General features: G+C 74.7%; 19 protein-coding genes and 1 pseudogene. 5 read left to right on the forward strand and 15 right to left on the reverse strand.

Annotated elements, in window-relative coordinates; translation table 11 throughout:
* Window positions 1-45: 45 nt before the first annotated feature.
* The 8 genes from G9H72_RS19870 to G9H72_RS19905 all read right to left on the reverse strand — a co-directional run bounded on the left by G9H72_RS19870 (window position 46) and on the right by G9H72_RS19905 (window position 9,388).
* The gene (locus G9H72_RS19870; protein WP_166174405.1) at window positions 46-1,062 is read right to left on the reverse strand and encodes a choice-of-anchor M domain-containing protein; all 1,017 of its coding nucleotides are present in this window, start codon (window positions 1,060-1,062) and stop codon (window positions 46-48) included.
* A 53-nt stretch (window positions 1,063-1,115) separates the two neighbouring features.
* Window positions 1,116-2,717, reverse strand: coding sequence for an anchored repeat ABC transporter, substrate-binding protein (locus G9H72_RS19875; protein ID WP_166174407.1), 1,602 nt, complete (start codon window positions 2,715-2,717; stop codon window positions 1,116-1,118).
* 80 nt (window positions 2,718-2,797) lie between these two features.
* Window positions 2,798-4,096: a choice-of-anchor M domain-containing protein gene (locus G9H72_RS19880; protein ID WP_166174409.1), complete on the reverse strand. Its 1,299-nt coding sequence runs from the start codon at window positions 4,094-4,096 to the stop codon at window positions 2,798-2,800.
* Window positions 4,097-4,615: 519 nt separating this feature from the next.
* The gene (locus G9H72_RS19885) at window positions 4,616-5,620 is read right to left on the reverse strand and encodes a proline racemase family protein (RefSeq protein ID WP_166174411.1); all 1,005 of its coding nucleotides are present in this window, start codon (window positions 5,618-5,620) and stop codon (window positions 4,616-4,618) included.
* The gene (locus tag G9H72_RS19890) at window positions 5,613-6,509 is read right to left on the reverse strand and encodes a dihydrodipicolinate synthase family protein (protein WP_166174413.1); all 897 of its coding nucleotides are present in this window, start codon (window positions 6,507-6,509) and stop codon (window positions 5,613-5,615) included. Before G9H72_RS19890 ends, G9H72_RS19885 begins: the two co-directional genes overlap by 8 nt.
* Window positions 6,506-7,921: an FAD-dependent oxidoreductase gene (locus G9H72_RS19895; protein ID WP_166174415.1), complete on the reverse strand. Its 1,416-nt coding sequence runs from the start codon at window positions 7,919-7,921 to the stop codon at window positions 6,506-6,508. Before G9H72_RS19895 ends, G9H72_RS19890 begins: the two co-directional genes overlap by 4 nt.
* Window positions 7,918-8,199 carry a (2Fe-2S)-binding protein gene (locus G9H72_RS23265; protein WP_166174416.1) on the reverse strand — a complete coding sequence of 94 codons (282 nt, stop codon included), beginning with the start codon at window positions 8,197-8,199 and terminating at the stop codon, window positions 7,918-7,920. Before G9H72_RS23265 ends, G9H72_RS19895 begins: the two co-directional genes overlap by 4 nt.
* The gene (locus G9H72_RS19905; RefSeq protein WP_166174418.1) at window positions 8,186-9,388 is read right to left on the reverse strand and encodes an NAD(P)/FAD-dependent oxidoreductase; all 1,203 of its coding nucleotides are present in this window, start codon (window positions 9,386-9,388) and stop codon (window positions 8,186-8,188) included. The genes G9H72_RS23265 and G9H72_RS19905 overlap by 14 nt, the downstream gene beginning before the upstream one ends.
* A gap of 244 nt (window positions 9,389-9,632) precedes the next feature.
* Here G9H72_RS19905 and G9H72_RS19910 point away from each other — a divergent pair, with 244 nt between their 5' ends.
* From G9H72_RS19910 to G9H72_RS19925, 4 genes are all read left to right on the forward strand, one after another.
* The gene (locus G9H72_RS19910) at window positions 9,633-10,868 is read left to right on the forward strand and encodes a PucR family transcriptional regulator (protein WP_166174420.1); all 1,236 of its coding nucleotides are present in this window, start codon (window positions 9,633-9,635) and stop codon (window positions 10,866-10,868) included.
* Window positions 10,869-11,002: 134 nt separating this feature from the next.
* Entirely contained in the window at window positions 11,003-12,307 is a 1,305-nt protein-coding gene (locus G9H72_RS19915; protein ID WP_166174448.1) for an aminopeptidase P family protein, read from the forward strand.
* 66 nt (window positions 12,308-12,373) lie between these two features.
* Window positions 12,374-14,032: an L-glutamate gamma-semialdehyde dehydrogenase gene (pruA, locus tag G9H72_RS19920; protein ID WP_166174422.1), complete on the forward strand. Its 1,659-nt coding sequence runs from the start codon at window positions 12,374-12,376 to the stop codon at window positions 14,030-14,032.
* The gene (locus tag G9H72_RS19925) at window positions 14,029-14,967 is read left to right on the forward strand and encodes a proline dehydrogenase family protein (protein WP_166174424.1); all 939 of its coding nucleotides are present in this window, start codon (window positions 14,029-14,031) and stop codon (window positions 14,965-14,967) included. Before pruA ends, G9H72_RS19925 begins: the two co-directional genes overlap by 4 nt.
* Window positions 14,968-14,992: 25 nt before the next feature.
* On the opposite strand, the gene G9H72_RS23270 is transcribed toward G9H72_RS19925, so the two are convergent.
* Complete coding sequence (locus tag G9H72_RS23270) at window positions 14,993-15,316, reverse strand: BON domain-containing protein (RefSeq protein WP_166174426.1); 324 nt, start codon at window positions 15,314-15,316, stop codon at window positions 14,993-14,995.
* A 10-nt stretch (window positions 15,317-15,326) separates the two neighbouring features.
* Window positions 15,327-15,512 carry a hypothetical protein gene (locus G9H72_RS19935; protein WP_166174428.1) on the reverse strand — a complete coding sequence of 62 codons (186 nt, stop codon included), beginning with the start codon at window positions 15,510-15,512 and terminating at the stop codon, window positions 15,327-15,329.
* A 403-nt stretch (window positions 15,513-15,915) separates the two neighbouring features.
* On the opposite strand from G9H72_RS19935, the pseudogene G9H72_RS23530 reads away from it, so the two are divergent.
* Window positions 15,916-16,188 (forward strand): annotated as a pseudogene (locus tag G9H72_RS23530) (AI-2E family transporter); the annotation flags it as partial.
* A 340-nt stretch (window positions 16,189-16,528) separates the two neighbouring features.
* Here the strand turns inward: G9H72_RS23530 and G9H72_RS22690 are convergent.
* From G9H72_RS22690 to purD, 5 genes are all read right to left on the reverse strand, one after another.
* Entirely contained in the window at window positions 16,529-16,657 is a 129-nt protein-coding gene (locus tag G9H72_RS22690; protein WP_269205399.1) for a hypothetical protein, read from the reverse strand.
* A gap of 197 nt (window positions 16,658-16,854) precedes the next feature.
* Window positions 16,855-18,306, reverse strand: a complete 1,452-nt coding sequence (gene purB, locus G9H72_RS19945; protein WP_166174430.1) for an adenylosuccinate lyase — start codon at window positions 18,304-18,306, stop codon at window positions 16,855-16,857.
* Window positions 18,307-18,496: 190 nt separating this feature from the next.
* A complete protein-coding gene (locus G9H72_RS19950; protein ID WP_331272449.1) occupies window positions 18,497-19,171 on the reverse strand; it encodes a DUF429 domain-containing protein in 675 nt (224 codons plus the stop codon).
* Between the two features lie 5 nt (window positions 19,172-19,176).
* Window positions 19,177-20,553, reverse strand: a complete 1,377-nt coding sequence (locus tag G9H72_RS19955; protein WP_231127578.1) for a peptide MFS transporter — start codon at window positions 20,551-20,553, stop codon at window positions 19,177-19,179.
* An 82-nt stretch (window positions 20,554-20,635) separates the two neighbouring features.
* Window positions 20,636-21,907, reverse strand: coding sequence for a phosphoribosylamine--glycine ligase (gene purD / locus G9H72_RS19960; protein WP_166174432.1), 1,272 nt, complete (start codon window positions 21,905-21,907; stop codon window positions 20,636-20,638).
* Window positions 21,908-22,027 lie beyond the last annotated feature (120 nt).

A 22,027-nucleotide genomic window follows, 5' to 3' on the forward strand; every position in this document is an offset into this window, starting at 1 on the left:
ACACGTCCTCCACCGACAGCGCGGGAGCCGCGGCCACCGCCGCGCTCACGCCGGCCCCGTGCCGCGGCCGGCGCCGCTGCCGAGCCGCGCGTCCAAGACGCTGCGCTTGGCCCGGCTGCCGCGGACGACGACCAGTGCCACCACGGCCGCGAGCACGACGGCGACCAGCAGCACGCCGGCGACGACGTACGCCGTCCCCGGGCCACCGGCCTCGTCGCCCGCTGCCGCGGCGAGCTCGGCCACCGCGGTCGCGCTCGCTCCGGCCCGCGGAGCCTCCCCCTGCCACGCGGCGGCGAGCGCCGTGTCGGGGCTCGTGTCCGTGCCCACGGCGAAGCGCAGCATCGTGGTGCCGCTCGCCGTGGTGCCGTCGAGCATGTCGGCCGAGGCCGTGACCTGCATGAGATAGACCCCGGGCTCGGTGAAGACCCAGTTGGCGTGCGTGTGGGTGTTGACGTCGACCCAGAACGGCTGCGGCTCGGCCCTCGTCGACGTCCACAGCGTCTGAGGCTCGTCGAAAGTGCCGGACTGCAGGTAGACGGTGGCCCTGCCCGGTCCCTGCACGCCGTCGAGGGTGAGCGTGACACCGCGGTCGATCCGCTTCATCACGTCGGGGTCCTGAGTGTTCCACCCCATCCAGACCACGTCCTGGTTCTGGGTCTGCGGGACGACCCACACGCCGCTGCCGGGCTGGGCGCCGAGGAACGCGTACGCGGGGTCGTCGGGGACGGTCAGCCTCGCCTCGTCGACGACGTGGAACACCGTCTCGTCGGGGAAGCGCCACACGCTGCGTGCACCGGGATCCGCCCGGCGGGCGTCGTCGTGGATCATCAGGCGCCACGTCCCGTCGTCGTCGAACCGCGGGCCCACGTCGACGTGCCCGGAGTCGAGCACGTGCTCGCCGTGCACGATGGCCTGCGTCTGCGGGATCGTCTGCTCCAGGCCGGGGTCGTCCACGTCAACGGCCCAGGCGCTGCCCCCGCGGAGAAGCGCGACGAGGGCGAGGAGCAGGGCGGCCGCGGCGGGGTACGCCCGCCGGGCGACGAAGGTGGGGGTGGGAGTCATCGCAGGCGTCGTCTTCTCCGTGGGATGCGGCACGGCGCCGCGTCGGGGGCCGGTCATGGGCTGAGGCAGCGCCGCAGCGAGTCGGCGTTGAAGCGCATCATGTCGATGTAACGGCGTGCCTGGTCGTCGAACGTGTCGCCGTAGATCGAGCAGACCTGGACGCCCTGCTCACCGGCGACCTCGGTCAGGGTGGACGCGCGGCTCCGGAGGTTCGGCTCCAGGAACACGGCCTTGACCCGCAGGCTGCGCAGCGTCTGGCTGAGCTTGCGCCGGTCGGCCAGGGAGGGCTCGGTCGCGGGGTTCGGTGTGACGAAGCCGGCGATCTCCACGCCGTAGGCCTCCGCGAGGTAGCCGAACGCGTCGTGCGTCGTCACCAGGTAGCGGTTCGCCTCGGGTATCCGCGCGATGGTGGACCGCACGTAGTCGTCCGTGCGCTCGAGCTCGGCGAGATAGGCCTCCGCGTTGGCGCGGAACTCCGCGGCGTGGGACGGGTCCGCGCGGGTCAGGGTGTCGCGGATCAGCTTCACGTAGGCCATCGCGTTGCGGACGTTCTGCCACAGGTGCGGGTCGATCTCCCCGTGGACGTGCTTGCCGAGCACCGCCTGCGCGAGCTGGTAGACCCGGTCGCCCGCGCGCCCGATGAAGGAGAACTGGCGGCCCGCGGGGATCTCCGTGATCGCCTTGTTCGGGACGTCGATCACGACCCGGTCGGCGGCCAGCCACTGCTGGGCGTGCTCCCCGCCACCGGACGGGTCGTACTGCACCCCCATGGCCCGGCGGTCGACGTCGACGGTCAGGTCTGCGTGGCCCTCGCCGAGCACCGCGGCCCCCGCGACGCCCGCCTCGGCGGGGTTGACCCCGACGGCGAAGGTGTAGGTCGCGGGCTCGCCGAGGTCGACCGGCCGGGACGTGTCGTCCACCTGCAGCTGCGCCTGCAGCGTGAGCGTGTAGACCCCGGGCTCGGTGAAGGCCCAGGACAGGTGGGTGTGCGCGTCGGCAGGCAGCGTGGCCGTGTCCTTGGCGTAGCCGTCGGACGCGTCGAAACCGTCCGAGGAGTCGAAGTAGACGTCCGTGTCCCCGATGGAGCCGGTGAGGTAGGCGAAGACGTCGCCGGGCCCGGTGGCCGCGGTCGCCTTGAGCAGGACCTCCGAGGCCCGCGTGGCGCCCAGCTCGCGCCCCTGTCCCTCGGCACGCATGCCGAGCCAGACGGTGTCGAGGTTGACGTTCTCGACGAGCGGGATCAACTCGGCCGCGTACTTCACGGCCTCCTCGGCCAGCGAGACCTCGATCGCGTCCGGGCCGAGGTTCGCGTCCAACGTCTTGATGACGTTGTGCTCCTCGAGCAGCGCGTAGTTCGAGAAGGCGACGTCGGCATAGACGGTGTTGCGGGCGTCCCGGAGAGTCGGCTCGTAGCTGTGCGGGTCCCCCGAGTCGGGAACGACGGAGACGACGTCGACGGCGTCACCGCCGACGTGCGAGACCAGGTCGCGCAGGATCCCGGTCGTGGTGATGACCTGCAGTCGGCCGGAGTCGGCGGCGAGCAGTGGCCGCGACACGCACCCGGACAGCACGACGGGGACGGCGCAGAGCAGCGCCAGCACGGCTGCCGGCCGGGGGCGGCTGCTGGCCGAGGGCCGGTGGCTCGCTCGTTTCATGGGGACGCGCCTGATCCTTCGCGGAAATCGGACGAGAGGCCGACGGACGAGCGTCCGACGGCCCCGTGACGACGGGACGGCTACGCGACGGCCCGTGCCGCGGACACGGCCTGGCCGGGGCTGCTGCCCTTGCGGGTCACCGTCACGCGTACCGAGACCCGGTGACCCCGGTCCGCCGGGACGAGCCGGTAGGTCGACCGGGTCGCACCGCCGATCGCGCGGCCGTCTCGCAGCCACCGGTAGCTGTGCGCCGTCGGAACGGGTGACCAGCGGCCGGGCGTCGCGCGCAGCGTCCGGCCCACGATCGCGGCGCCTGCGGCGACCGGCGAGCGCAGGGCCCGCAGCGCGGCCGGCTTCACGAGCATCCCCGCACTCGCCGACGTCACGGTGCCGCCGGTGGATGCGGCCGTTGCCCGGCAGGCCACCCGCTTGCCGAGATCGGCTCTGGCGAGCAACCGGCTCGCGGACCGCGCGGGCAGCGACCGGCCGTTGCGCGTCCAGGCGTAGGTGACGCTCGAGGCATGGCGGAAGCGAGCTGTGCACGACACGCGCGTGCCCACGGTGCCCGCACCGGTCACCCGCGCCCGCGCCAGCACGGTCGGACGCACCGGCTGCTCCGGCGTGGCCGCCGGCGGTGTGGTCGGCGTCGGTGTGGTGCCGGGAGCGGGCGTCGTCGGGGCCGGGGCGGTGGGAGGAGCGGGGACCGTGGGGGCAGGCGCCGGAGCCGGGTTGGTCGGCGCGGGGGACGGAGGGTTGGCGGGCAGGTCGCCGACGACGAAGGTGTACGTGCCGGTCGCCGAGACGGGGCTGCCGCCGACGGCGGCGTCGGCGCGCACGCTCAGCCGGTAGGTGCCGGGGGCGGTGAAGGCCCAGTTGGCGTGCATGTGGACGTTCTTGAGGGTGAAGCTCCTGTAGGCGGGCTCGTCGCTGGACCACAGGCGGGACGGGGCGCCGAAGGTGCCGGTCTGCCAGAGCTCGACGTCACCCGGGCCCTCGACGGCGGCGAGCGTGAGAGTGGTGTCGTCGTTGTCCAGCGTGCCGGCGGGGACCGACTCGGTGGAGAACCCGGGCCAGAGCCGGCCCTGCCCCTGGACCTCCGGGGCCAGCCAGACCGTGGCGCCCGCGGGGGCGACGAAACCGTACGCCCCACCCGGCCAGGACGCGATGCGGGAGTCGTTGTCGACGTGGAACCAGACGTCGTCGTTGTCGTAGCGGGTGCGCAACGCGGGGGTGTCGGCCTTGGTGTCGAGGACGAGCTGGCCGTTGTCCCAGAACGTGGCGACGGCATCGGTGTGGACGTCACTGAGGACCGTGTAGGCGCGGGGGGCCCCGGCGTCTGCGGCAGTCGCCGGGACAGCGACGGCACCGGTTCCGAGCACGGCGGCCAATACCAGCCCACGCAGGGCCGACGGACTTCGGCGCGTTGCGATCATTGCAGAAGACGGCTTCCTCTATAGCGGCCGGCACCACCGGAGCGCGGCGAGCGCGGTGCACGTTCGAGCTCCAGGTCGGGAGGAGTCACCTGAGTTCGAGAATCGTTGTCGTTTCGACCTGCAAGCTAGCAGGCGATCAAGCCGAGGTCGAGCGGTTCACCACTTCACGTCCCGTGGAGCGGGTGCGGGGCAGCGCGCCCGCCTGCTGGTGGAGAGACCCGGGCCGGCCGCGCCGGCCCAGGCGGTGGGGGTCGTCAGGTCGCGCCGACGGCGCCGACTGCGCCGAGGACGTCCGAAGACGTCCGAGGAGGCAGAGGCCTCTGCCCGTGCCGATCTGCGGCGGCCGGACGCCGTCCACCCCCCCACCCCGAGACGATCCTGCAGACATGGCGAGTTCTCCACAGGCCCTCCGCCTGTGGAGAACTCGCCACAAGTGCAGGATCAGGGAGGAGTGGTGGGGGTGGGTCAGAGCAGGAAGCCCGTGGGGAACGGGTCGTCGGGGTCGAGCAGGTACTGCGCGGTGCCGGTGATCCAGGCGCGCCCCTGCACCGTGGGGACGACAGCCGGCAGCCCCGCGACCTCCGAGGTCCCCACCAGCCGTCCGGTGAAGCGCGTGCCGAGCACGGACTCGTTGACGAACGGCGTGCCCAGCTCCAGCAGGCCGCGGGCGTGCAACTGCGCCATCCGGGCCGAGGTCCCGGTGCCGCACGGCGAGCGGTCCACCCAGCCCGGATGGATGACGACGGCGTTGCGCGAGTCCGCGCCGTCGCGGCCGGGCGCGACGACCTGGACGTGGCGGCAGTCGTCGATCGCGGGGTTGGCCGGGTGCACCGGCCGGGCCTGATCCTCGATGGCGTCCAGCAGCACGAGGCCGCGCCGGATGAGCTCCGGGACCGCGGAGGGCTCGACCGGCAGGCCCAGGGCCTCCGCCGCCACGATCGCGTAGAAGTTGCCGCCGAACGCCATGTCGAAGGCGACACGCCCCAGCTCGGGGCCCGCGTCGACCTCGACGTCCGCGGTCAGCAGGAACGACTCGACGTTCCGGATCGTGACGTGCTCGGCCCTGCCGTCCCGGACGGCGACCTGCGCGGTCACCAGCCCGGCCGGGGTGTCGAGGCGTACGGTCGTGACCGGCTCACGCACCGGCACCATGCCGGTCTCCACGAGCACCGTGCAGACCCCGATCGTGCCGTGCCCGCACATCGGCAGGCAGCCGGAGACCTCGATGAACAGCACGCCGTAGTCCGCGTCCGGACGGGTCGGCGGCTGCAGGATCGCGCCCGACATCGCGCTGTGGCCACGGGGCTCGTACATCAGCAGCGTCCGCAGCCCGTCGCGGTCGCGCTCGAACAGGAGCTTGCGCTCCATCATCGTCCGCCCCGGCAGGATGCCCACGCCGCCGGTGACGACCCGGGTCGGCATGCCCTCGGTGTGCGAGTCGACCGCGTGCAGCACGAGCGTGCTACGCATCGAGGCCCGCCCCGACCGCCTGCTCGACGTCCTTGCGCACCTGGGCCTCGACCTCGGCCGGGAGCGGCAGCCGTGGCAGCCGGGCCGGGCCGCCGTACCGGCCGACGACGTCCTGGCCGAGCTTGATCGCCTGGACGAACTCGGTGCGCGAGTCCCAGCGGAAGGCCGGGTGCAGCCGCCGGTAGACCGGGAGCGCCTCCTGCAGCCGGCCGGCCGCGCCGAGGTCGTAGAGGGCCCGGGACTCGCGCGGCAGCGCGTTCGGGAAGCCGGCGATCCAGCCGACGGCGCCGAGCACCAGCAGCTCGAGCAGCACGTCGTCGGCGCCGGCGAGCACGTCGAGCTGCGGGCAGAGCTCCTGCAGCCGGTGGATGCGGCGTACGTCCCCGCTGAACTCCTTGACCGCGACGACCCCGTCGATCTCGGCGAGCGTCGCGAGCAGCTCGGGGGTCAGGTCGACCTTGGTGTCGTAGGGGTTGTTGTAGGTGACGACGGGCAGGCCGGCCGCGGCCACCTCGCGGTAGTGGGCGACCACCTCGTCGGGGCCGGCGCGGTAGCCGTTGGGCGGCAGGGCGAGCACGGCGTGTGCGCCCGCCTCCGCCGCCTGCTCGGCCCAACGGCGCGACTGGTGCCCGCCGTAGGCGCCGACGCCGGGCACGACCGAGCAGCCCGCGGGGGCGGCCTCGACGACCGCCCGCACGACGTCGGCCCGCTCGGCCCCGGAGAGCGCCTGGTACTCCCCGAGCGAGCCGTTCGGGGTCACGCCGTCGCACCCCTCGGCGGCCAGCCAGCCCACGTGCTCCTGGAGGCGGTCGAGGTCGACGGAGAGGTCGTCGCGGAACGGCAGGGTCATCGCGACGACGACTCCCTGCCACGGGCGTGCAGCGGTCACGGGGAGATCCCCTCCTGGGGTCGAGCCAGAGCGTGCATCGGGATCGGGGTGGCGAGGGGCCGGGCGGCGAAGCCAGCGGGCTCCTGCGCGTGGCCGGTCTCCTCCTGCAGCAGCCGGGAGGCGGCCCAGCCGCACATGCGCGCCTGGCACAGGCCCATGCCGACACGGCTCAGCAGCTTGAGCGAGCGGGCGTCCTCGGCGCCGAGCCCGCGGATGTCGGCGCGGGCCCGGCCGACGGTGACCTCCTCGCACCGGCACAGGACGGTGCCGTCGGTCAGCCAGTCGGCCCACCGCGAGCCGACCGCATGGACCGCGTGCATCGCGTTCACGAAGGCTGCTTCCCTGAAGCGACGTTGTTGAAGTCGCGTACGTCTGTCCTCCAGGTCGAACGGCAGGTGCCCCGCCTGCCGGGCGGCCTCCATCCCGGCGAGCGCGCCCTCGGTGATCGACAGGTCCGACCCGCCGATGCCCGTCACCTCGCCCGCGAGAAGGACGCCGGGCACGCACGACCGCTGCGCCCCGTCGACCTGCGCGACCGCGCTGCCGTCCCGCGGGTCCGTGCGCACGCCGCAGCCGAGGGCCAGGGCCAGCTCGACGGCGGGCGTGAAGCCGTGGCCGACGCAGACGGCGCCGACGTCCACCGTGCGGCGCCGACCGGGCAGCACGCCCCAGTCCCGGTCGACGGCCTCCACCGTCGCCCGCAGCGTCCCGCCGGGCAGCTGCTCCACGCGCGTCACGGCCCGCCGCCGCCACAGGGGTACGCGGTGGCGGGCGAGCGCCGCGGCGTACCCCGCCGCCTCCGCGGCCTTGCCCGGCGACGCCGCGCGCGCACGGGCGGCCCACCGCAGCGGGTCGACGGCCTCGACGACCGCGGACACCTGCGCGCCCGCGCCCGCGAGGCCGGCGGCGACGGCGTACAGGAACGGGCCGGTGCCGGCGACGAGGACGCGTCCCCCGACGAGCACGCCCTGCCCCTTGAGCAGGGCCTGTGCACCGCCCGCGGTCACGACCCCGGGCAGGTCCCAGCCCGGGAACGGCAGCACGCGGTCGTGAGCGCCCGTCGCGAGGACGACGACGCGGGCGCGGAGCTCGCCGACGACGTCCGCGGTGCGCCGGCCGGTCCCGATCAGGCGCAGCACGCTTCCGCTGCCGAGACGCTGGGCCTGCCACACCCGGGTCTCCAGGCGCCAGGTGATCGACGGCTCGGCCAGCGCGGCGGCCAGGAGGCGCTCCGCCCGGGCGGAGGCGTGCCCCGCGGCGCCGCCTCCGACGTCGGCGCGGCGCAGGTACTGCCCGCCGGCCTGCCGGCCGCCGTCGACCACCGTGACGCGCGCACCGGACCGCGCCGCCGCGACGGCAGCGGCGAGCCCGGCCGGCCCGGCGCCGACGACGGCGACCTCCACGGAGCTCACCGCGCCCCTGCCGCCGGCGCGGCGCCGACGCCGTCCTGGGTCTGCACGACGTCGCCCGGCAGCGCCTCCGTCACGCACGCGCGCACTCCGGAGCGCCCGTTGAGCACGACGAGGCAGTCGAAGCAGGCGCCGATGCCGCAGAAGAGGCCGCGCGGGCGCCCCCCGACCCGGGTACGCCGAAGGGCGAGCCGCCCCGTGGCCAGCATCGCTGCCGCGAGCGTCTGCCCCGGGACGAGCTCGACGGGGTCCCCGTCCACGCTGATCTCAGCCGGCCGCACGGCCCGCCTCCGGCACCGTCGCGCGGTCGAACCGAGCGGGCGTGAACGGCGCGAGGTCCAGCGACGCCGGTGCGCCGAGGACCGCCTCGGCGACGAGCAGGCCCGTCGCGGCCGCCAACCCGATGCCCGCGCCCTCGTGCCCGTGCGCGTGGACGAGCCCGGGCACGCGCGGGTCGGGGCCGATGACCGGCAGGTGGTCCGGGGAGAAGGGCCGGAAGCCGGCGTACGCCCGCATCACCCGCACCCCGGCGAGGACGGGGAACAGCCCGGCGGCGCCCGCGGCGAGGGCGCGCAGGGCCGTGACGTCGACGGTGCGGTCGAAGCCGACCAGCTCGCGGGTCGCCCCGACGAGGACCGGACCGCTCGGCGTCCCCTCGACGACGGTCGAGGCCTGCAGCCCTGCGTCGCCCGTGGCGACGTCGGCGAGGTACCCGGCGGAGTAGACCTTGTGCCGCACCAGGACCGGGAGCGGCTCGGTCACCAGGATGAAGCCGCGGCGCGGCGCGACCGGGGTGGGCGCCCCCGCCAGCCCGGCCACGTCCCCCGCCCACGCGCCGGCCGCGTTCACCACCCACGCGGCGGCGACCCGCCCGGACCGGGTCTCGACGCCGGTGACGGCGCCGGCCCGGCTCCTGGTGACGCCGACGACGGGGGTGCGGGTGCGCACGTGCGCCCCGCGGTCCCGCGCCGCCCGCAACAGCACGGCCGCGGCCCGCGCCGGCTGCAGCTGGGCGTCCTGCGGGTAGTACGCGCCACCGGCGAGGCCGGGGGCGAGGTGGGGCTCGAGCTCCCCGAGGCGCTCGCCGGGGACCAGCTCGACCTCGACCCCCGCGGCGGCCTGGGCCGCGGCGAGGGCCGCCAGCGACTGCCGGGCCGGCGCGTCGCGGGCGACGACCAGCCCGCCCTTCGGCTCGAGCTCGAAGCCGCCGTAGCGCTCCTGCAGCTCCTCGCCCAGCTCGCGCCAGGTGCGGTTGCTCAGCAGGGCGAGGTCGAGCTCCGGGCCCGGCCCCTTGTCCGAGACGAGGACGTTGCCCTCGCCGGAGCCCGTCGTGCCGGACAGCAGCGGGCCGCGGTCGATGACGGCCACGCGCGCCCCGTGCCGGGCGAGGGCGAGGGCGCAGGCGGCCCCGACGATGCCGGCGCCCACGACGACGACGTCGTACGGCGTCGGGAGCGCGGGAGGCGGCACGGGAGCGTCCTCGGGGAGCCGGAGGGCCGTGGGCGGGCACGTCGGCGGGCCGCCCTGGTGATGGCGGTCGAGCCTAGGGAGCGGCCCCCGGGGGGTCACCGTGCAAGTGTCGGAAGCAGGCCGGTGCCCGCCCTGCCGGAGTATGAAGCGCAACCTTCTCGACACATGGCGGTACTTGCGCCGAGCCGTCCGTTCACGGAAGGGTGGCTGCCGACGCGGACGTACTACGGATGTCGGACGGGGAATGTCGGCCCAACTGCAGCGGATCGTCGACGGGCTCGCTGCGCGCGTGCGCCGGCCGGTGCTGATCGAGGACCGGCGCCAGCGGGTGATCGTCTACAGCGAGCAGGCCGAGCCGATGGACGCGGTCCGCCGGCTGTCGATCCTGCGCCGACAGACGACACCCGAGGTCGTCGCCTGGTTCCGGACGGCCGGCATCAACTCGGCCCGCGGGCCGATCCGTACGCCGGGGTCGGAGGAGCTGGGCATCCTCCCCCGCGTCTGCGTGCCGGTCTGGCACCGCGACCTCCTGCTCGGCTACGTCTGGTTCATCGACGCCGACCGCTCGATGACCGACGACGAGATCGGGGCCGTGTCGGACGCGACGACCGACCTGGCCCTCGCCCTCTACCGGGAGAACCTCGCCAACGAGCTCGCCTCGCAGCGCGAGACCGAGTCGGTGCGGCTCCTGCTCGGCGAGCACGCCGAGGCCCGCCGGCACGCGGCCCAGGCGCTGCTCGACGACGGGCTCTTCCCCTCCGACGGCCCGGTCACCGCGCTGGTCGCCCTGCTGCGGCTTCGCCCGGACGCCACCCTCGACGACGACACCCGGCTCGGGTTGGAGCAGGCGCTGTCGAGCACCATCCGCTGGGCCGGGCCGCGCGCCGCGGTCCACCTGCTCCGCTACGACCACGCGGTCCTCGTGCTGGCGGGGCACGACCGCCCCGGCAACGCGGCGGTCGACGCGGTCGCGGAGCACCTGCACGACGCGGTCAGCGGGGCGACCCGCCGCATGGAGGACGTCGTGTCGACGGTCGTGGGGGTCGGGCAGCGGCACACCCGGCTCGTCGACGCCCGCACCTCCTACGACGAGGCGCTCCAGTCGGCCCGGGTGGCGGTCCACCTGCCGTCCGGCCGCCGGGTGGCGCACTGGGGCCAGCTCGGGATCTACCGCGTGCTCTCCCAGCTGTCCGGGGACTCCGAGCTCGGCTGCGCGGTGATCCACCCCGGCCTGGACCGGCTGTTCACCGAGGAGACCGCCCGGCCGCTGCTCGAGACCCTCGAGACCTACCTCGACCTCGCCGGCAACGCGCACGCCACCGCCGAGCGGCTGCGGCTGCACCGCACCTCGCTGTACTACCGGTTGCAGCGGCTGGAGCAGATGGCGGGGACCGATCTCAAGGACGGCAGCGAGCGGCTCTGCCTCCACCTCGCCCTGAAGCTCGCGCGGCTGACCGGGCGCTACGAGCCGCGCACGTGAGCTCCGCATCCCCTGTGTCTGGAGGAGAAGTGACGTCTTCGCAGCCCGTCGGCCCTGAGCCGAGCACCCAGCCGGTCGACCCGCTCGCGTCGGGCAGCCACGACGTACCCGTCCCGGCCGCGCTCGACGAGTTCATGTCCAGCGGCTGGGCCCCGTTGTCGGCGCCGGTCGACGTGCCCGCCGAGCTCGCGCCCTGGGCGCAGAAGCGGCGCGCCCGGCTGGCCGAGCGCTTCCCCGGCGAGCACCTCGTCGTCCACGCCGGCGAGCCGCTGGTGCGCAGCAACGACCAGACGTACCCCTTCCGCCCGTCCTCGGACTACCTCTGGCTCACCGGGGACGCGACGCCGGGCAGCGTGCTCGTGCTCGACCCCGAGGGCCAGGCGACGCTGTACGCCCCGCCCCCCGCGCCCCCGGGCACGCGTGACTTCTGGGCGAGCCGGACGGGCGGTGCGTTGTGGAACGGCGCGCAGCCCCCGCTCGCGGCGGTGTCGGAGGCGCTCGGCATCCCCGTCCGGCCGCTGGCGGACCTGCCCGCCGGGCTGGCCGCGCGGGCCGGGGGCAACGTGGCCGGCGCGGACCGCGAGCTCGCCGCCACCCTGTCGGAGTTGCGGCTGCTCAAGGACGGGTGGGAGCTCGAGCAGCTCCAGCTCGCCGTCGACGCGACGACGCGCGGCTTCGCCGACGTCGTACGCGCCCTGCCCGCGGCGGTGGCCGGCGGCGGCGAGCGGCTGCTGGAGACGACGTTCTACGCCCGGGCCCGGCAGGAGGGCGGTGACGTCGGCTACCACTCCATCGTCGGCGCCGGCGAGCACGCGACCGTCCTGCACTGGATGCGCAACGACGGCCCGGTCCGCGACGGGCAGCTGCTGCTGCTGGACGCCGGGGTCGAGACACGCACGTTCTACACCGCGGACGTCACGCGGGTGCTGCCGGTCAACGGGCGGTTCACGCCGCTGCAGCGCGACGTGTACGAGCTCGTGCGGGCGGCCAACGACGCCGCGCTGGCGGCGGTGCGCCCGGGCGCAGCCTTCCGCGACTTCCACTGGGCCGCGATGCGGGTGCTGGCCGAGGGCGTGCACGGGCTCGGCCTGCTCCCCGGGTCCCTGGACGAGGCCCTGGACCCCGAGCGGCAGCTCTACCGGCGCTGGACGCTCTGCGGGTCCGGTCACATGCTCGGCATCGACGTCCACGACTGCGCGCGCTCCCGGGCCGCCGAGTACGTCGACGGGACGCTGCGCGCCGGTGAGGTCCTCACGGTGGAGCCGGGGCTGTACTTCCAGCCCAACGACGAGCTCGTCCCGCCGGAGCTGCGCGGCCTGGGCATGCGCATCGAGGAGGACCTCGTGGTCACCGAGGACGGCTACGCGATGCTCTCGTCCGGGCTCCCCCGCACCGCGGCCGACGTCGAGTCCTGGATGCAGGCCGTCGCCACCTCCTGACCGGGCTCCCCCACCGGGCACGTCACCGACTTCGACAGAAGGCGAGATCGTGGAAGGTAGCTGCAGATGAAGGGCGTCGAGGCGGTCACGTCGCCTCCCGCCCCGCACAACGAGCCGCCGCAGACGTTCGCTCCGGGGGCCCCGGAGCGCGCGGCGCTGGCGAGCCGGCTGTCGTCGCTGTCGGCCGACGGGCCGCTCGAGCTGACCCACACGATCGCGGGCCGGCAGGTCGTCGGCGTCGGCGAGGAGAGGCCGGTCGTCATGCCGCACCGGCGCTCCCACGTGCTGGGAACCCTGCGCCAGGCGACCGACGAGGAGGTCGCCCACGCGGTGCAGGCGAGCCTCGACGCCGCGCCCGCCTGGCGGGACGCCTCGTTCGACGACCGGGCCGCGGTCTTCCTGCGTGCGGCGGAGCTGCTCGCAGGGCCCTGGCGGCACACGCTCAACGCCGCCACCATGCTCGGGCAGTCCAAGACGTGCCAGCAGGCCGAGATCGACGCCCCCTGCGAGCTCGTCGACTTCTGGCGATTCAACGTGCACTACGCGCGACAGATCCTGGCCGAGCAGCCGCCGGTCAACCCCACGGGCGTGTGGAACCGCACGGACCACCGTCCCCTGGAGGGGTTCGTGCTCGCGATCACCCCCTTCAACTTCACGGCGATCGCGGGCAACCTGCCGACGGCGCCCGCGCTGATGGGCAACACCGTGGTGTGGAAGCCCAGCCCCGGCCAGCAGTACGCGGCCCACCACACCATGCGGCTGCTCGAGGCGGCCGGGCTCCCGCCGGGCGTCGTCAACCTCGTCACGGGCGACGGCGCCGCGGTGAGCAGGGTCGCGCTGCGCCACCCGGAGCTGGCAGGCATCCACTTCACCGGCAGCACCACGACGTTCCGCGGCCTGTGGCGGGCCGTCGGCGACGGGCTGGACGCCTTCCGCGGCTACCCGCGCCTCGTGGGCGAGACCGGGGGCAAGGACTTCGTCGTCGCCCACTCCTCCGCGGACCCGGTCGCGCTCGCGACGGCGCTCGTGCGCGGGGCTTTCGAGTACCAGGGGCAGAAGTGCTCCGCGGCGTCGCGGGCCTACCTGCCCCGCTCGCTGTGGGAGGCGGGGCTGCGCGACGCGCTGGTCTCCGCGGTGGGGTCGGTGCGCTACGGCGACGTGTCCGACTTCGGCTTTTTCGGCGGCGCCGTGATCGACGAGCGGGCGTACGCGAAGCTGACGGCGGCGCAGGCGCGCGCCCGCTCCTCCGCGGCGGTCACGGTGCTCGCCGGTGGCGGCGCGGACGACTCCGAAGGCTGGTTCGTGGAACCGACGCTCGCGCTGTGCGACGACCCGACGGACGAGGTGTTCACCCAGGAGTACTTCGGGCCGTTCCTCGCGGTGCACGTCTACGACGACGCGGCGCCGTCGTCCTGGCCCGCGGTGCTCCGGCTGGTGGACTCGACCTCGCCCTACGCCCTCACCGGAGCGGTGTGGGGGCAGGACGCGTACGCGGTGGCGGAGGGGCTGGCCGCGCTGCGGTTCGCCGCGGGCAACGTCTACGTCAACGACAAGCCGACCGGTGCCGTCGTCGGGCAGCAGCCGTTCGGCGGCGCGCGGGCCAGCGGCACCAACGACAAGGCAGGGTCACCGCTGAACCTGCTGCGCTGGACGTCGCCCCGCACGGTCAAGGAGAGCTTCGTCCCGCCCGGGGAGTGGCGTCACGAGCACCAGGGGCCGGCATGACCGGCCCCTCCTCCCTCGCCGCCCGGGCGATCGTCGCCGCCTCGTCGAGCGCGCGCCTGAAGGAGGCGGTCACCCGGGCGCCGGTCACGCGGTCCGTGGTCGAGCGTTTCGTCGCCGGGGAGGCCGAGGACGACGGGGTGCGCGCGGCCCGGTCGCTCGCCGGCTCGGGGCTGCGGGTGTCCCTGGACCACCTCGGGGAGTTCACCTCCGATCCCGAGGTGATCCGCGCTGCCACCGCGGCCACGGTGTCGATGCTGCGGCGACTGGCGGCCGAGGGGCTCGCGCCGGCGTGCGAGGTGAGCGTGAAGCTCACGGCGCTCGGGCTGGACGTCGGCCGGTCGGTGGCGCTCGACAACGCGTACGCGGTCGTCGCCGCGGCCCGCGAGGCCGGGACGACCGTCACCTGCGACATGGAGGACTCGACGCGCACCGACCGCACCCTCGACGTGGTGCGCGAGCTGCGCGCGGAGGAGCCGTCGGTCGGGGTCGTGCTGCAGGCGATGCTGCGACGCACCGAGTCCGATGCGCGCGACCTCGCTCACGCCGGAAGCCGGGTTCGGCTGTGCAAGGGCGCGTACGCGGAGCCGGAGTCAGTGGCGTTCCCGTCGCGGGCAGAGGTCGACGCCTCGTACGCCCGCAGCCTCGGGATCCTGATGCGCGGGCAGGGCTACCCGATGGTGGCGACCCATGACCCGCGCTTCGTCGATCTCGGCGAGCGCCTCGTGAAGGAGCACGGCCGCGGGGCGGACACGTACGAGTTCCAGATGCTCTACGGCATCCGGCCCGGCGAGCAGCTCGCGCTCGCCGGCCGGGGCCACACGGTGCGGGTCTACGTCCCGTACGGCAAGGACTGGTACGGCTACCTCATGCGGCGCCTCGCCGAGCGGCCGGCGAACGTGGCGTTCTTCGTGCGGGCGCTGGCGACGCGGTCGTAGGGGGCGGCCGGGCACCCAGGTGGGGTCAGCCCTCCGCGCGCAGGCCGTGGCACACGTCACGGGCTCCCGCCACGCGCCACGCGGCCAGCCCGGCGGCCGGTACCCGCCCGGCGTCGGGAGCTCGCCCGGCCAGCAGCACGACCCCGTCCCGTGCCGTGACCGAGACGCGGCTCCCGCGTACCGCCGGGTCGGCGGCCAGCTCTGCCAGGACGGCGGCGGCCAGTGCGGTGTCGCCGGCGCCGCACGGCGCGCCGGGCCGGTCGGCGGTCGGGGAGCCGTCGGCTCCCTCCGTGCCGGCGGCCAGCGCCGCCTCGTAGCCGCTGACGTACCAGGCCCAGAACCTGAACACCTGGCGGCCTCTACGGCGTCACGAGGCCGGAGGGACCGGGCAGCACCAGCCCGTGCTCCTCGCCGAGGCGGCGCAGGTCCTCCACCTCGGCCTCCCACAGGCCGGCTGCGAAGTCGTCGTCCTCGGCGCGGGCCTCGGCGAGGCCGTGCAGGGCCGTGCGGACGCGCTCGGTGAGCTGGGTGACGAACTCGGTCATGCTGCGCTCCCTCGCGTGGGCCACGCGGCCGGGGTGCCGCGTGGGGTGAGTCTTCGCGGTCTCCTTTGCGGTCTGCCGTCCCGTCGTCTTGCGGTCTTCTGACGGTGTCGTGTCCAGCGGCCCCTCGTCGTCACACCCGGCGACCCGCGGTGCGGCCGAAGGTGCCACCGGGTAGGCGCTCCCGGACGGTCGGCCGTCGCCGGCTCGGCAGTGACCTTCCCGGAGGCGGAGACGTCGGTCTCGCAGAGCCAGGCGAGTACCCCGCTCGACCCGGTGCCGGGGGCCAGGAGCCCCGCCACTCCGGCCGGGCAGGAGGCCCTCCTCGGTCGAGCGGTGGCCCGCGTCGCGGTGTGGAGCGCCCGCCTACTGCTGATCGCCGCCGCCGTCGTCGCGGTGGGGCTGGGTGCTGCGGTCGCTCTGGACCATCCTGCTCCCGGCGTTGCTGGGCCTCGTCCTGGCGGCGCTCCTGTGGCCAGCGGTGCGTGCTCTGCGCCGGCTGGGCGCACCGCCCGCGCTGGCGGCCTCCGGGGTGCTGCTCGGAGCCGTCCTCGTCCTGGGCGCCACGACGGCCCTGCTCGCACCGCAGGTGATCGACCGGTCCCAGGAGCTGGCCGACCAGGTCTCCGGAGGGTTGACGCAGGTGCAGCGCTACCTCGAGGGGCCCCCGCTCAACCTCGACGACGAGCAGCTCGCGGGGCCGTCGACGACGTCATCGACCGGCTGCGCGCCAATGCCCAGACCGTCATCACCCATGTGCTGCCGGTGTCGCCGCCACCGGCTCGGCGGCGCTCGCCGGCGTGCTGGCCCTCGTCATCGCGTTCTTCTACTCAAGGACGGCCCCCGGCCGGCGCCCAGCGCCGCGTCCTCCCCGGGTGAGGAGCCGACCAGCGCCCAGCCGGCCGTCCAGAACGACACGGCGGCAGCGGCCGCGTGCGGCCTCGCCGATCACGAGCAGGACGATGACCGCACCGGCCGCCTGGGCGCCAGCGCGACGACCTGCTCGACGATGCCGGCGGTCACCCGGTCGGCCACGACGTCCGCGCGGCCGCGGTGCCGAGCGCGGCCGCGGCGCGCCGCCCGAACTCGTCCGAGTCCACCACCGTGTCCCGGGCGCAGAGGGCGGCCCCGCCGACGGTGCCGAGCACGGCGGCGAGTGACGAGCAGCAGGGCGAGGACGTGCCTCGTACGCGAGGTCAGCACGCCCACCCCCTACGTCAGCGCGCCCGGACGGGCCAGCCACCAGGCCTCCCGCTCCCTTTCCCCGGCGCGCACCTGGCGATGTGCCCGCACGCGCGCTCGCGGAGCTGGACCTCTCGACCGGGCCGCCGGGCGGCCGCCCCCGCTACAGGATCGGCGCCGGCACGTACGCCGCGGCCTCCGGGTGCTTGGCGGTGATCTCGCCGATCCGCGCCGCGAGGTCGGCCACCTGGCGCTCGGCCGCCCCGGTGAACGACAGCGGCTCCGCGACGAGCTCGGTCAGCTGCTCCCGGCTGAGCGGCAGCCGCGGGTCGGCGGCGAGCCGGTCGAGCAGGTCGTTGCGGTCCGTGCCCTGCTCGCGCATGCCCAGGGCCACCGCGACCGCGTGCTCCTTGACCGCCGCGTGGGCGGCCTCGCGGCCGACGCCGGCCTTCACCGCGGCGACGAGCACCTTGGTCGTGGCGAGGAAGGGCAGGTAGCGGTCGAGCTCGCGCTGCACGACGGCGGGGTAGGCGCCGAACTCGTCGAGCACGGTCAGGAACGTCTCGAAGAGCCCGTCACAGGCGAAGAACGAGTCAGGCAACGCGACGCGGCGGACCACCGAGTCGGAGACGTCGCCCTCGTTCCACTGGTTGCCGGCGAGCTCGGAGACCATGGCCTGGTAGCCGCGCAGCACGACCGAAAGCCCGTTCACCCGCTCGCAGCTTCGGGTGTTCATCTTGTGCGGCATGGCGCTGCTGCCGACCTGCCCGGCCTGGAACCCCTCGGTGACCAGCTCCTGCCCGGCCATGAGGCGGATGGTGGTGGCCAGGCTCGACGGGCCTGCGGCGACGTGCACGAGCGTGGAGACGACGTCCTGATCCAGGGAGCGCGGGTAGACCTGGCCGACGCTCGTCAGCACGCGCGCGAAGCCCAGATGCACGGCCACGCGCTGCTCGAGGTCGGCCAGCTTGCCGGCGTCGCCCTCGAGCAGGTCGAGCATGTCCTGCGACGTGCCGACCGGGCCCTTGATCCCCCGCAGCGGGTAGCGGTCGAGCAGGCCCTCCAGCCGCTCGTACGCCGGCAGCAGCTCGTCGGCGGCCGACGCGAAGCGCTTGCCGAGCGTGGTGGCCTGCGCCGCGACGTTGTGGCTGCGCCCGGCCATGACGAGAGCCGAGTGCTCGACCGCGAGGCGCGCGAGGCGGGCCAGCGCCGCGACGACGCGGTCACGGACGAGAAGCAGCGACTCGCGGACCTGCATCTGCTCGACGTTCTCGGTCAGGTCCCGCGATGTCATGCCCTTGTGCACGTGCTCGTGGCCGGCGAGGGCGTTGAACTCCTCGATGCGCGCCTTGACGTCGTGGCGGGTGACCCGCTCCCGCTCGCGGATACTGTCCAGGTCGACCTGCTCGAGCACGCGCGCGTAGTCCTCCGTGACACCTGCGGGCACGGCGATGCCGAGGTCGGCCTGCGCGCGGAGGACGGCGAGCCAGAGCCGTCGCTCGAGGACGACCTTGGCCGACGGGGCCCACAGGGCGACCAGCTGGGGGGAGGCGTACCGGCCGGCGAGCACGTCGGGCACGTCGGGCTTGCGGGAAGCGGGGGCTGCGGGCGTCATGTCCTCTGTCCGGGCAGGCGACGGGGCGGCCCCATTCTCCCGCAGCCGGAGCGGTGCTCGGTCACAGTGCCGTGAGCACGGCGATCACGATCACGGTGAGCACGATGGACACGAGCAGCGAGCCGAAGCAGCCGAGGCGGTTCGAGAAGAAGAAGAACATGGCTCCTGCCCTACCCCCGGCGGCACCGGCTCAGCACCAGATGGCGCAGGCCGTCCCGTCCTCGAGCACCTCAGGCGGGTCCGGGTAGCTGCGCGCGGAACCGGCGGCGACCCGCGACGCGGTCCACGCGACGGCCGCCGCGTCGAGCACGTCGTCCACCGCGGCCCGGGCGCCCGCCTCGCCGAGGTCCTCGCCCAGCGCGATACCGATGCCCGCGAGCAGGCGGCGCCGCGCCGTCATCCCGTTCCACGTCCGCTTCGGGTACGCCAGGGGCGCTCCGGCCAGAGCGGCGAACGAGAGCTCCGGGTGCGCCTCGCGCACGTCGCACCCGGACCCGTCCCGCAGCCAGCCGTCGACCTCCAGCACCTTCTCGCGCAGCGCGTACGCCTGGGCCGCGACCCCCTCCCCGGCCAGCTGCCGGTTGGCGATCGCCGCCTGCGCGTACGTCGCGGCGTCCAGGGCGGCCCGGACCGGCGTGCGGAACACCGAGCTGCGCCGGGGCCCCAGCGCCCGGGCCACGTCGGCGTCCGCCCGCCGCCGCCCGCTGGTCGGGAGCCCGATCGGGATGTCGACGGCCACCACCCGCGGCGGCCCGGCCCGCTCGACCAGCTCGCCGATGTGACGGCCGAACAGGGCCCGGGCGGGGCCGTCGCCGAGGACGACGCCGACCCAGCCGCCTTTGCAGGCGTCGGCGCCGAGCACCACGTCGGTCAGCGCACGCCCTCCATCAGCCGGCGGACGCGCGGGGCCAGCAGCATGAGCAGCCCGCCGATGACGATCGCAGCGACGCCGAGGATGCCGAAGTAGCGGGACTCGGCGCTCTCGCTGTAGTACTCGGCCAGCGTCCCGGACAGCGACGTCCCGAGGGCCACGGACAGGAAGAAGAGCGCGACCATCTGGGTGGTGAACCGGCGCGGAGCGAGCTTGGTCGACACCGACAGCCCGACCGGCGAGAGCAGCAGCTCGGCGACCGTGAAGACGAGCAGGATGCCGGCCAGGCCGAGGAGGGGGGCGCTGTTCGGTCCGCCGCCGGCCATGGGGAGGAAGAGCAGGAACGCCACGCCCATGACCGCCGTGCCGAGGGCGAACTTCGTCGGCGTCGAGGGCTGCCGGTCGCCCAGCCGCGTCCAGAGGGCCGCGAACACGCCGGAGAGCAGGATGATGAAGACCGGGTTGATCGACTGCACCCAGGAGACCGGCATCGTCCAGCCGAACAGGTCCCGGTCGAGCCGCTGGTCCGAGTAGATCGTCACGACCGTGAACTGCTGCTGGTAGAGCGACCAGAACGCCGCGCTCGCCAGGAAGAGCGGGATGAACGCCACCACCCGTCGACGCTCGACGCCGGTGAGGAGCGGGCTGCGCAGGATGACGGTGAAGTACGCGATGGCCGCCGCAACCGTCAGGGTCACCACGACGTTGTCCAGGATCCCGGCCCGCAGCACGCCCGTGAGCGCCAACACGGCGACGACGACGGCCGCCCCCACCGCGATGCCGGCGGCCATCGGGCGCTGCGCGGCCGGCAGCGGGTTGGCCACGTGCGAGCCGGACGGGCCGAGGTTGCGGCGGCCGCGGGCGTACTGCGCGAGGCCGATCGCCATGCCGACGGCCGCGAGCCCGAAGCCGTAGTGGAACCCGAGGTCCTGCTGCAGCTCGCCGGTCAGGAGCGGCCCGGCGAAGGCGCCGAGGTTGATGCCGAGGTAGAAGAGCGAGAAGCCGGAGTCCCGGCGCTCGTCCCCCTCCGCGTACAGCGAGCCGACCAGTGAGGTCGCGTTGGCCTTCACACCGCCGCTGCCTGCGGCGATGCAGACCAGGCCGATCCCGACCCCCGTGAGCCCCGGGACGACGGCGAGGGCGATGTGGCCGAGCATGACGAGGACGGCGCTGGCGAACAGCACGCGCTCGGGGCCGAACAGCCGGTCCGCCAGCCAGGCGCCGAGGATCGTGGAGAGGTAGACCAGGCCGCCGTACGCGCCCACGATGCTCGTCGCGGCGTCGCGGTCGACGCCCAGGCCGCCCTCGGAGGCCTCGTAGTAGAGGTAGATCAGCAGGATGCCCTGCATCCCGTAGAACGAGAAGCGCTCCCACATCTCCACGCCGAAGAGGTTGGCCAGCGTCCGGGGCTGGCCGAAGAAGGTCTTCTCGCGCGTCACCGTGGCAGTCACGCCACGGTCAGTCCCCCGTCGACGGCACCCGAACCTCGCCGCGCTCGGCGGCCAGGGCGATGTCGGTCCGGTAGTGGCTCCCGCGCAGGCGGATCGCCAGCACCCCCTCGTACGCCGCCGCCCGCGCCGCGGCCAGGTCGGCTCCGGTCGCGGTGACCGACAGCACCCGGCCACCGCTGCTGACGACTGCCCCGTCGGGGCCGGTTTCCGTGCCGGCGTGCAGGACGTACGCGGGGGCGATGACGTCCCCGATCCCCTCGATCGGGTCCCCCGTCGTGACCTTGCCGGGGTAGCCCTCGGCCGCGACCACGACCGTCACGGCCGCTCCGGCATCCCAGGCCAGTGGCTCGGCCTCGGCGAGCCGGCCGGTGGCCGCCGCCTGCAGGAGGCCGGCGAGCGGCGTGCGCAGCCGGGCGAGCACGACCTGCGTCTCGGGGTCGCCGAAGCGGGCGTTGAACTCGATGACGCGCAGCCCGCGCGAGGTCAGCGCGAGCCCGGCGTAGAGCACGCCGACGAACGGCGTCCCCTGCCGGCGCAGCTCGTCCACGGTCGGCTGGACGACGCGCTCGACGATCTCGTCGACCAGGCCGGCCGGCGCCCACGGCAACGGGGAGTACGCCCCCATGCCGCCGGTGTTCGGGCCCGCGTCACCGTCGCGGACGCGCTTGAAGTCCTGGGCGGGGACGAGCGGGGCAACGGTGGTGCCATCGGTAAGGGCGAAGAGCGAGACCTCCGGCCCGTCGAGGTACTCCTCGATTACGACGTCCCCGTCGCACTGGCGCGCGTGCTCGAGCGCCGCCTCGCGGTCGCTGGTCACGATCACGCCCTTGCCCGCCGCCAGGCCGTCGTCCTTCACGACGTACGGCGCGCCGAACGCGTCCAGCGCGGCCGCCACCTCGTCCTCGGTGGAGCAGACGTGCGCCATGGCCGTGGGCACCTGGGCGGCAGCCATCACACGCTTGGCGAAGGCCTTGGACCCCTCGATGCGGGCAGCGTCCGCGCCCGGGCCGAAGCACGCGATCCCCGCGGCCCGGACGGCGTCAGCCGCACCGCGCACGAGCGGCACCTCCGGTCCGATGACGACCAGGTCGGCCTGCTCGGCGGTGGCGAGGGACGCCACTGCCTGCGGGTCGGACACGTCGAGCGGGCGCGTCTCGGCGAGCTCGGCGGTGCCGGCGTTGCCCGGCGCGCAGACGAGCTCGGTGACAGCGGGGTCGGTGGAGAGGGAGCGGACCAGGGCGTGCTCACGGGCCCCGGAGCCCACGACGAGAACCTTCATCGCAGGTGAGGGTAGTGGTATCCGCCGGCCGCGACCCCACGGGCTCCGACCCGTCGGCGAACGGGTCGCCTGTCGGCGAGACGCAGAAATGCCTGTGCCCCCGGGACCCCTTGTGGGGGT

Origin of the sequence: Motilibacter aurantiacus (assembly GCF_011250645.1) — a bacterium.
GTDB classification, from domain to species: domain Bacteria; phylum Actinomycetota; class Actinomycetes; order Motilibacterales; family Motilibacteraceae; genus Motilibacter_A; species Motilibacter_A aurantiacus.

Coding starts and splice junctions, on each gene's coding strand:
- G9H72_RS19870 (WP_166174405.1), bottom strand. CDS start 1,062: ATGACTCCCACCCCCACCTTCGTCGCCCGGCGGGCGTACCCCGCCGCG.
- G9H72_RS19875 (WP_166174407.1), bottom strand. CDS start 2,717: ATGAAACGAGCGAGCCACCGGCCCTCGGCCAGCAGCCGCCCCCGGCCG.
- G9H72_RS19885 (WP_166174411.1), bottom strand. CDS start 5,620: ATGCGTAGCACGCTCGTGCTGCACGCGGTCGACTCGCACACCGAGGGC.
- G9H72_RS19910 (WP_166174420.1), top strand. CDS start 9,633: ATGTCGGCCCAACTGCAGCGGATCGTCGACGGGCTCGCTGCGCGCGTG.
- G9H72_RS19915 (WP_166174448.1), top strand. CDS start 11,003: ATGTCCAGCGGCTGGGCCCCGTTGTCGGCGCCGGTCGACGTGCCCGCC.
- pruA (WP_166174422.1), top strand. CDS start 12,374: ATGAAGGGCGTCGAGGCGGTCACGTCGCCTCCCGCCCCGCACAACGAG.
- G9H72_RS19925 (WP_166174424.1), top strand. CDS start 14,029: ATGACCGGCCCCTCCTCCCTCGCCGCCCGGGCGATCGTCGCCGCCTCG.
- G9H72_RS19935 (WP_166174428.1), bottom strand. CDS start 15,512: ATGACCGAGTTCGTCACCCAGCTCACCGAGCGCGTCCGCACGGCCCTG.
- purB (WP_166174430.1), bottom strand. CDS start 18,306: ATGACGCCCGCAGCCCCCGCTTCCCGCAAGCCCGACGTGCCCGACGTG.
- G9H72_RS19955 (WP_231127578.1), bottom strand. CDS start 20,553: ATGTGGGAGCGCTTCTCGTTCTACGGGATGCAGGGCATCCTGCTGATC.
- purD (WP_166174432.1), bottom strand. CDS start 21,907: ATGAAGGTTCTCGTCGTGGGCTCCGGGGCCCGTGAGCACGCCCTGGTC.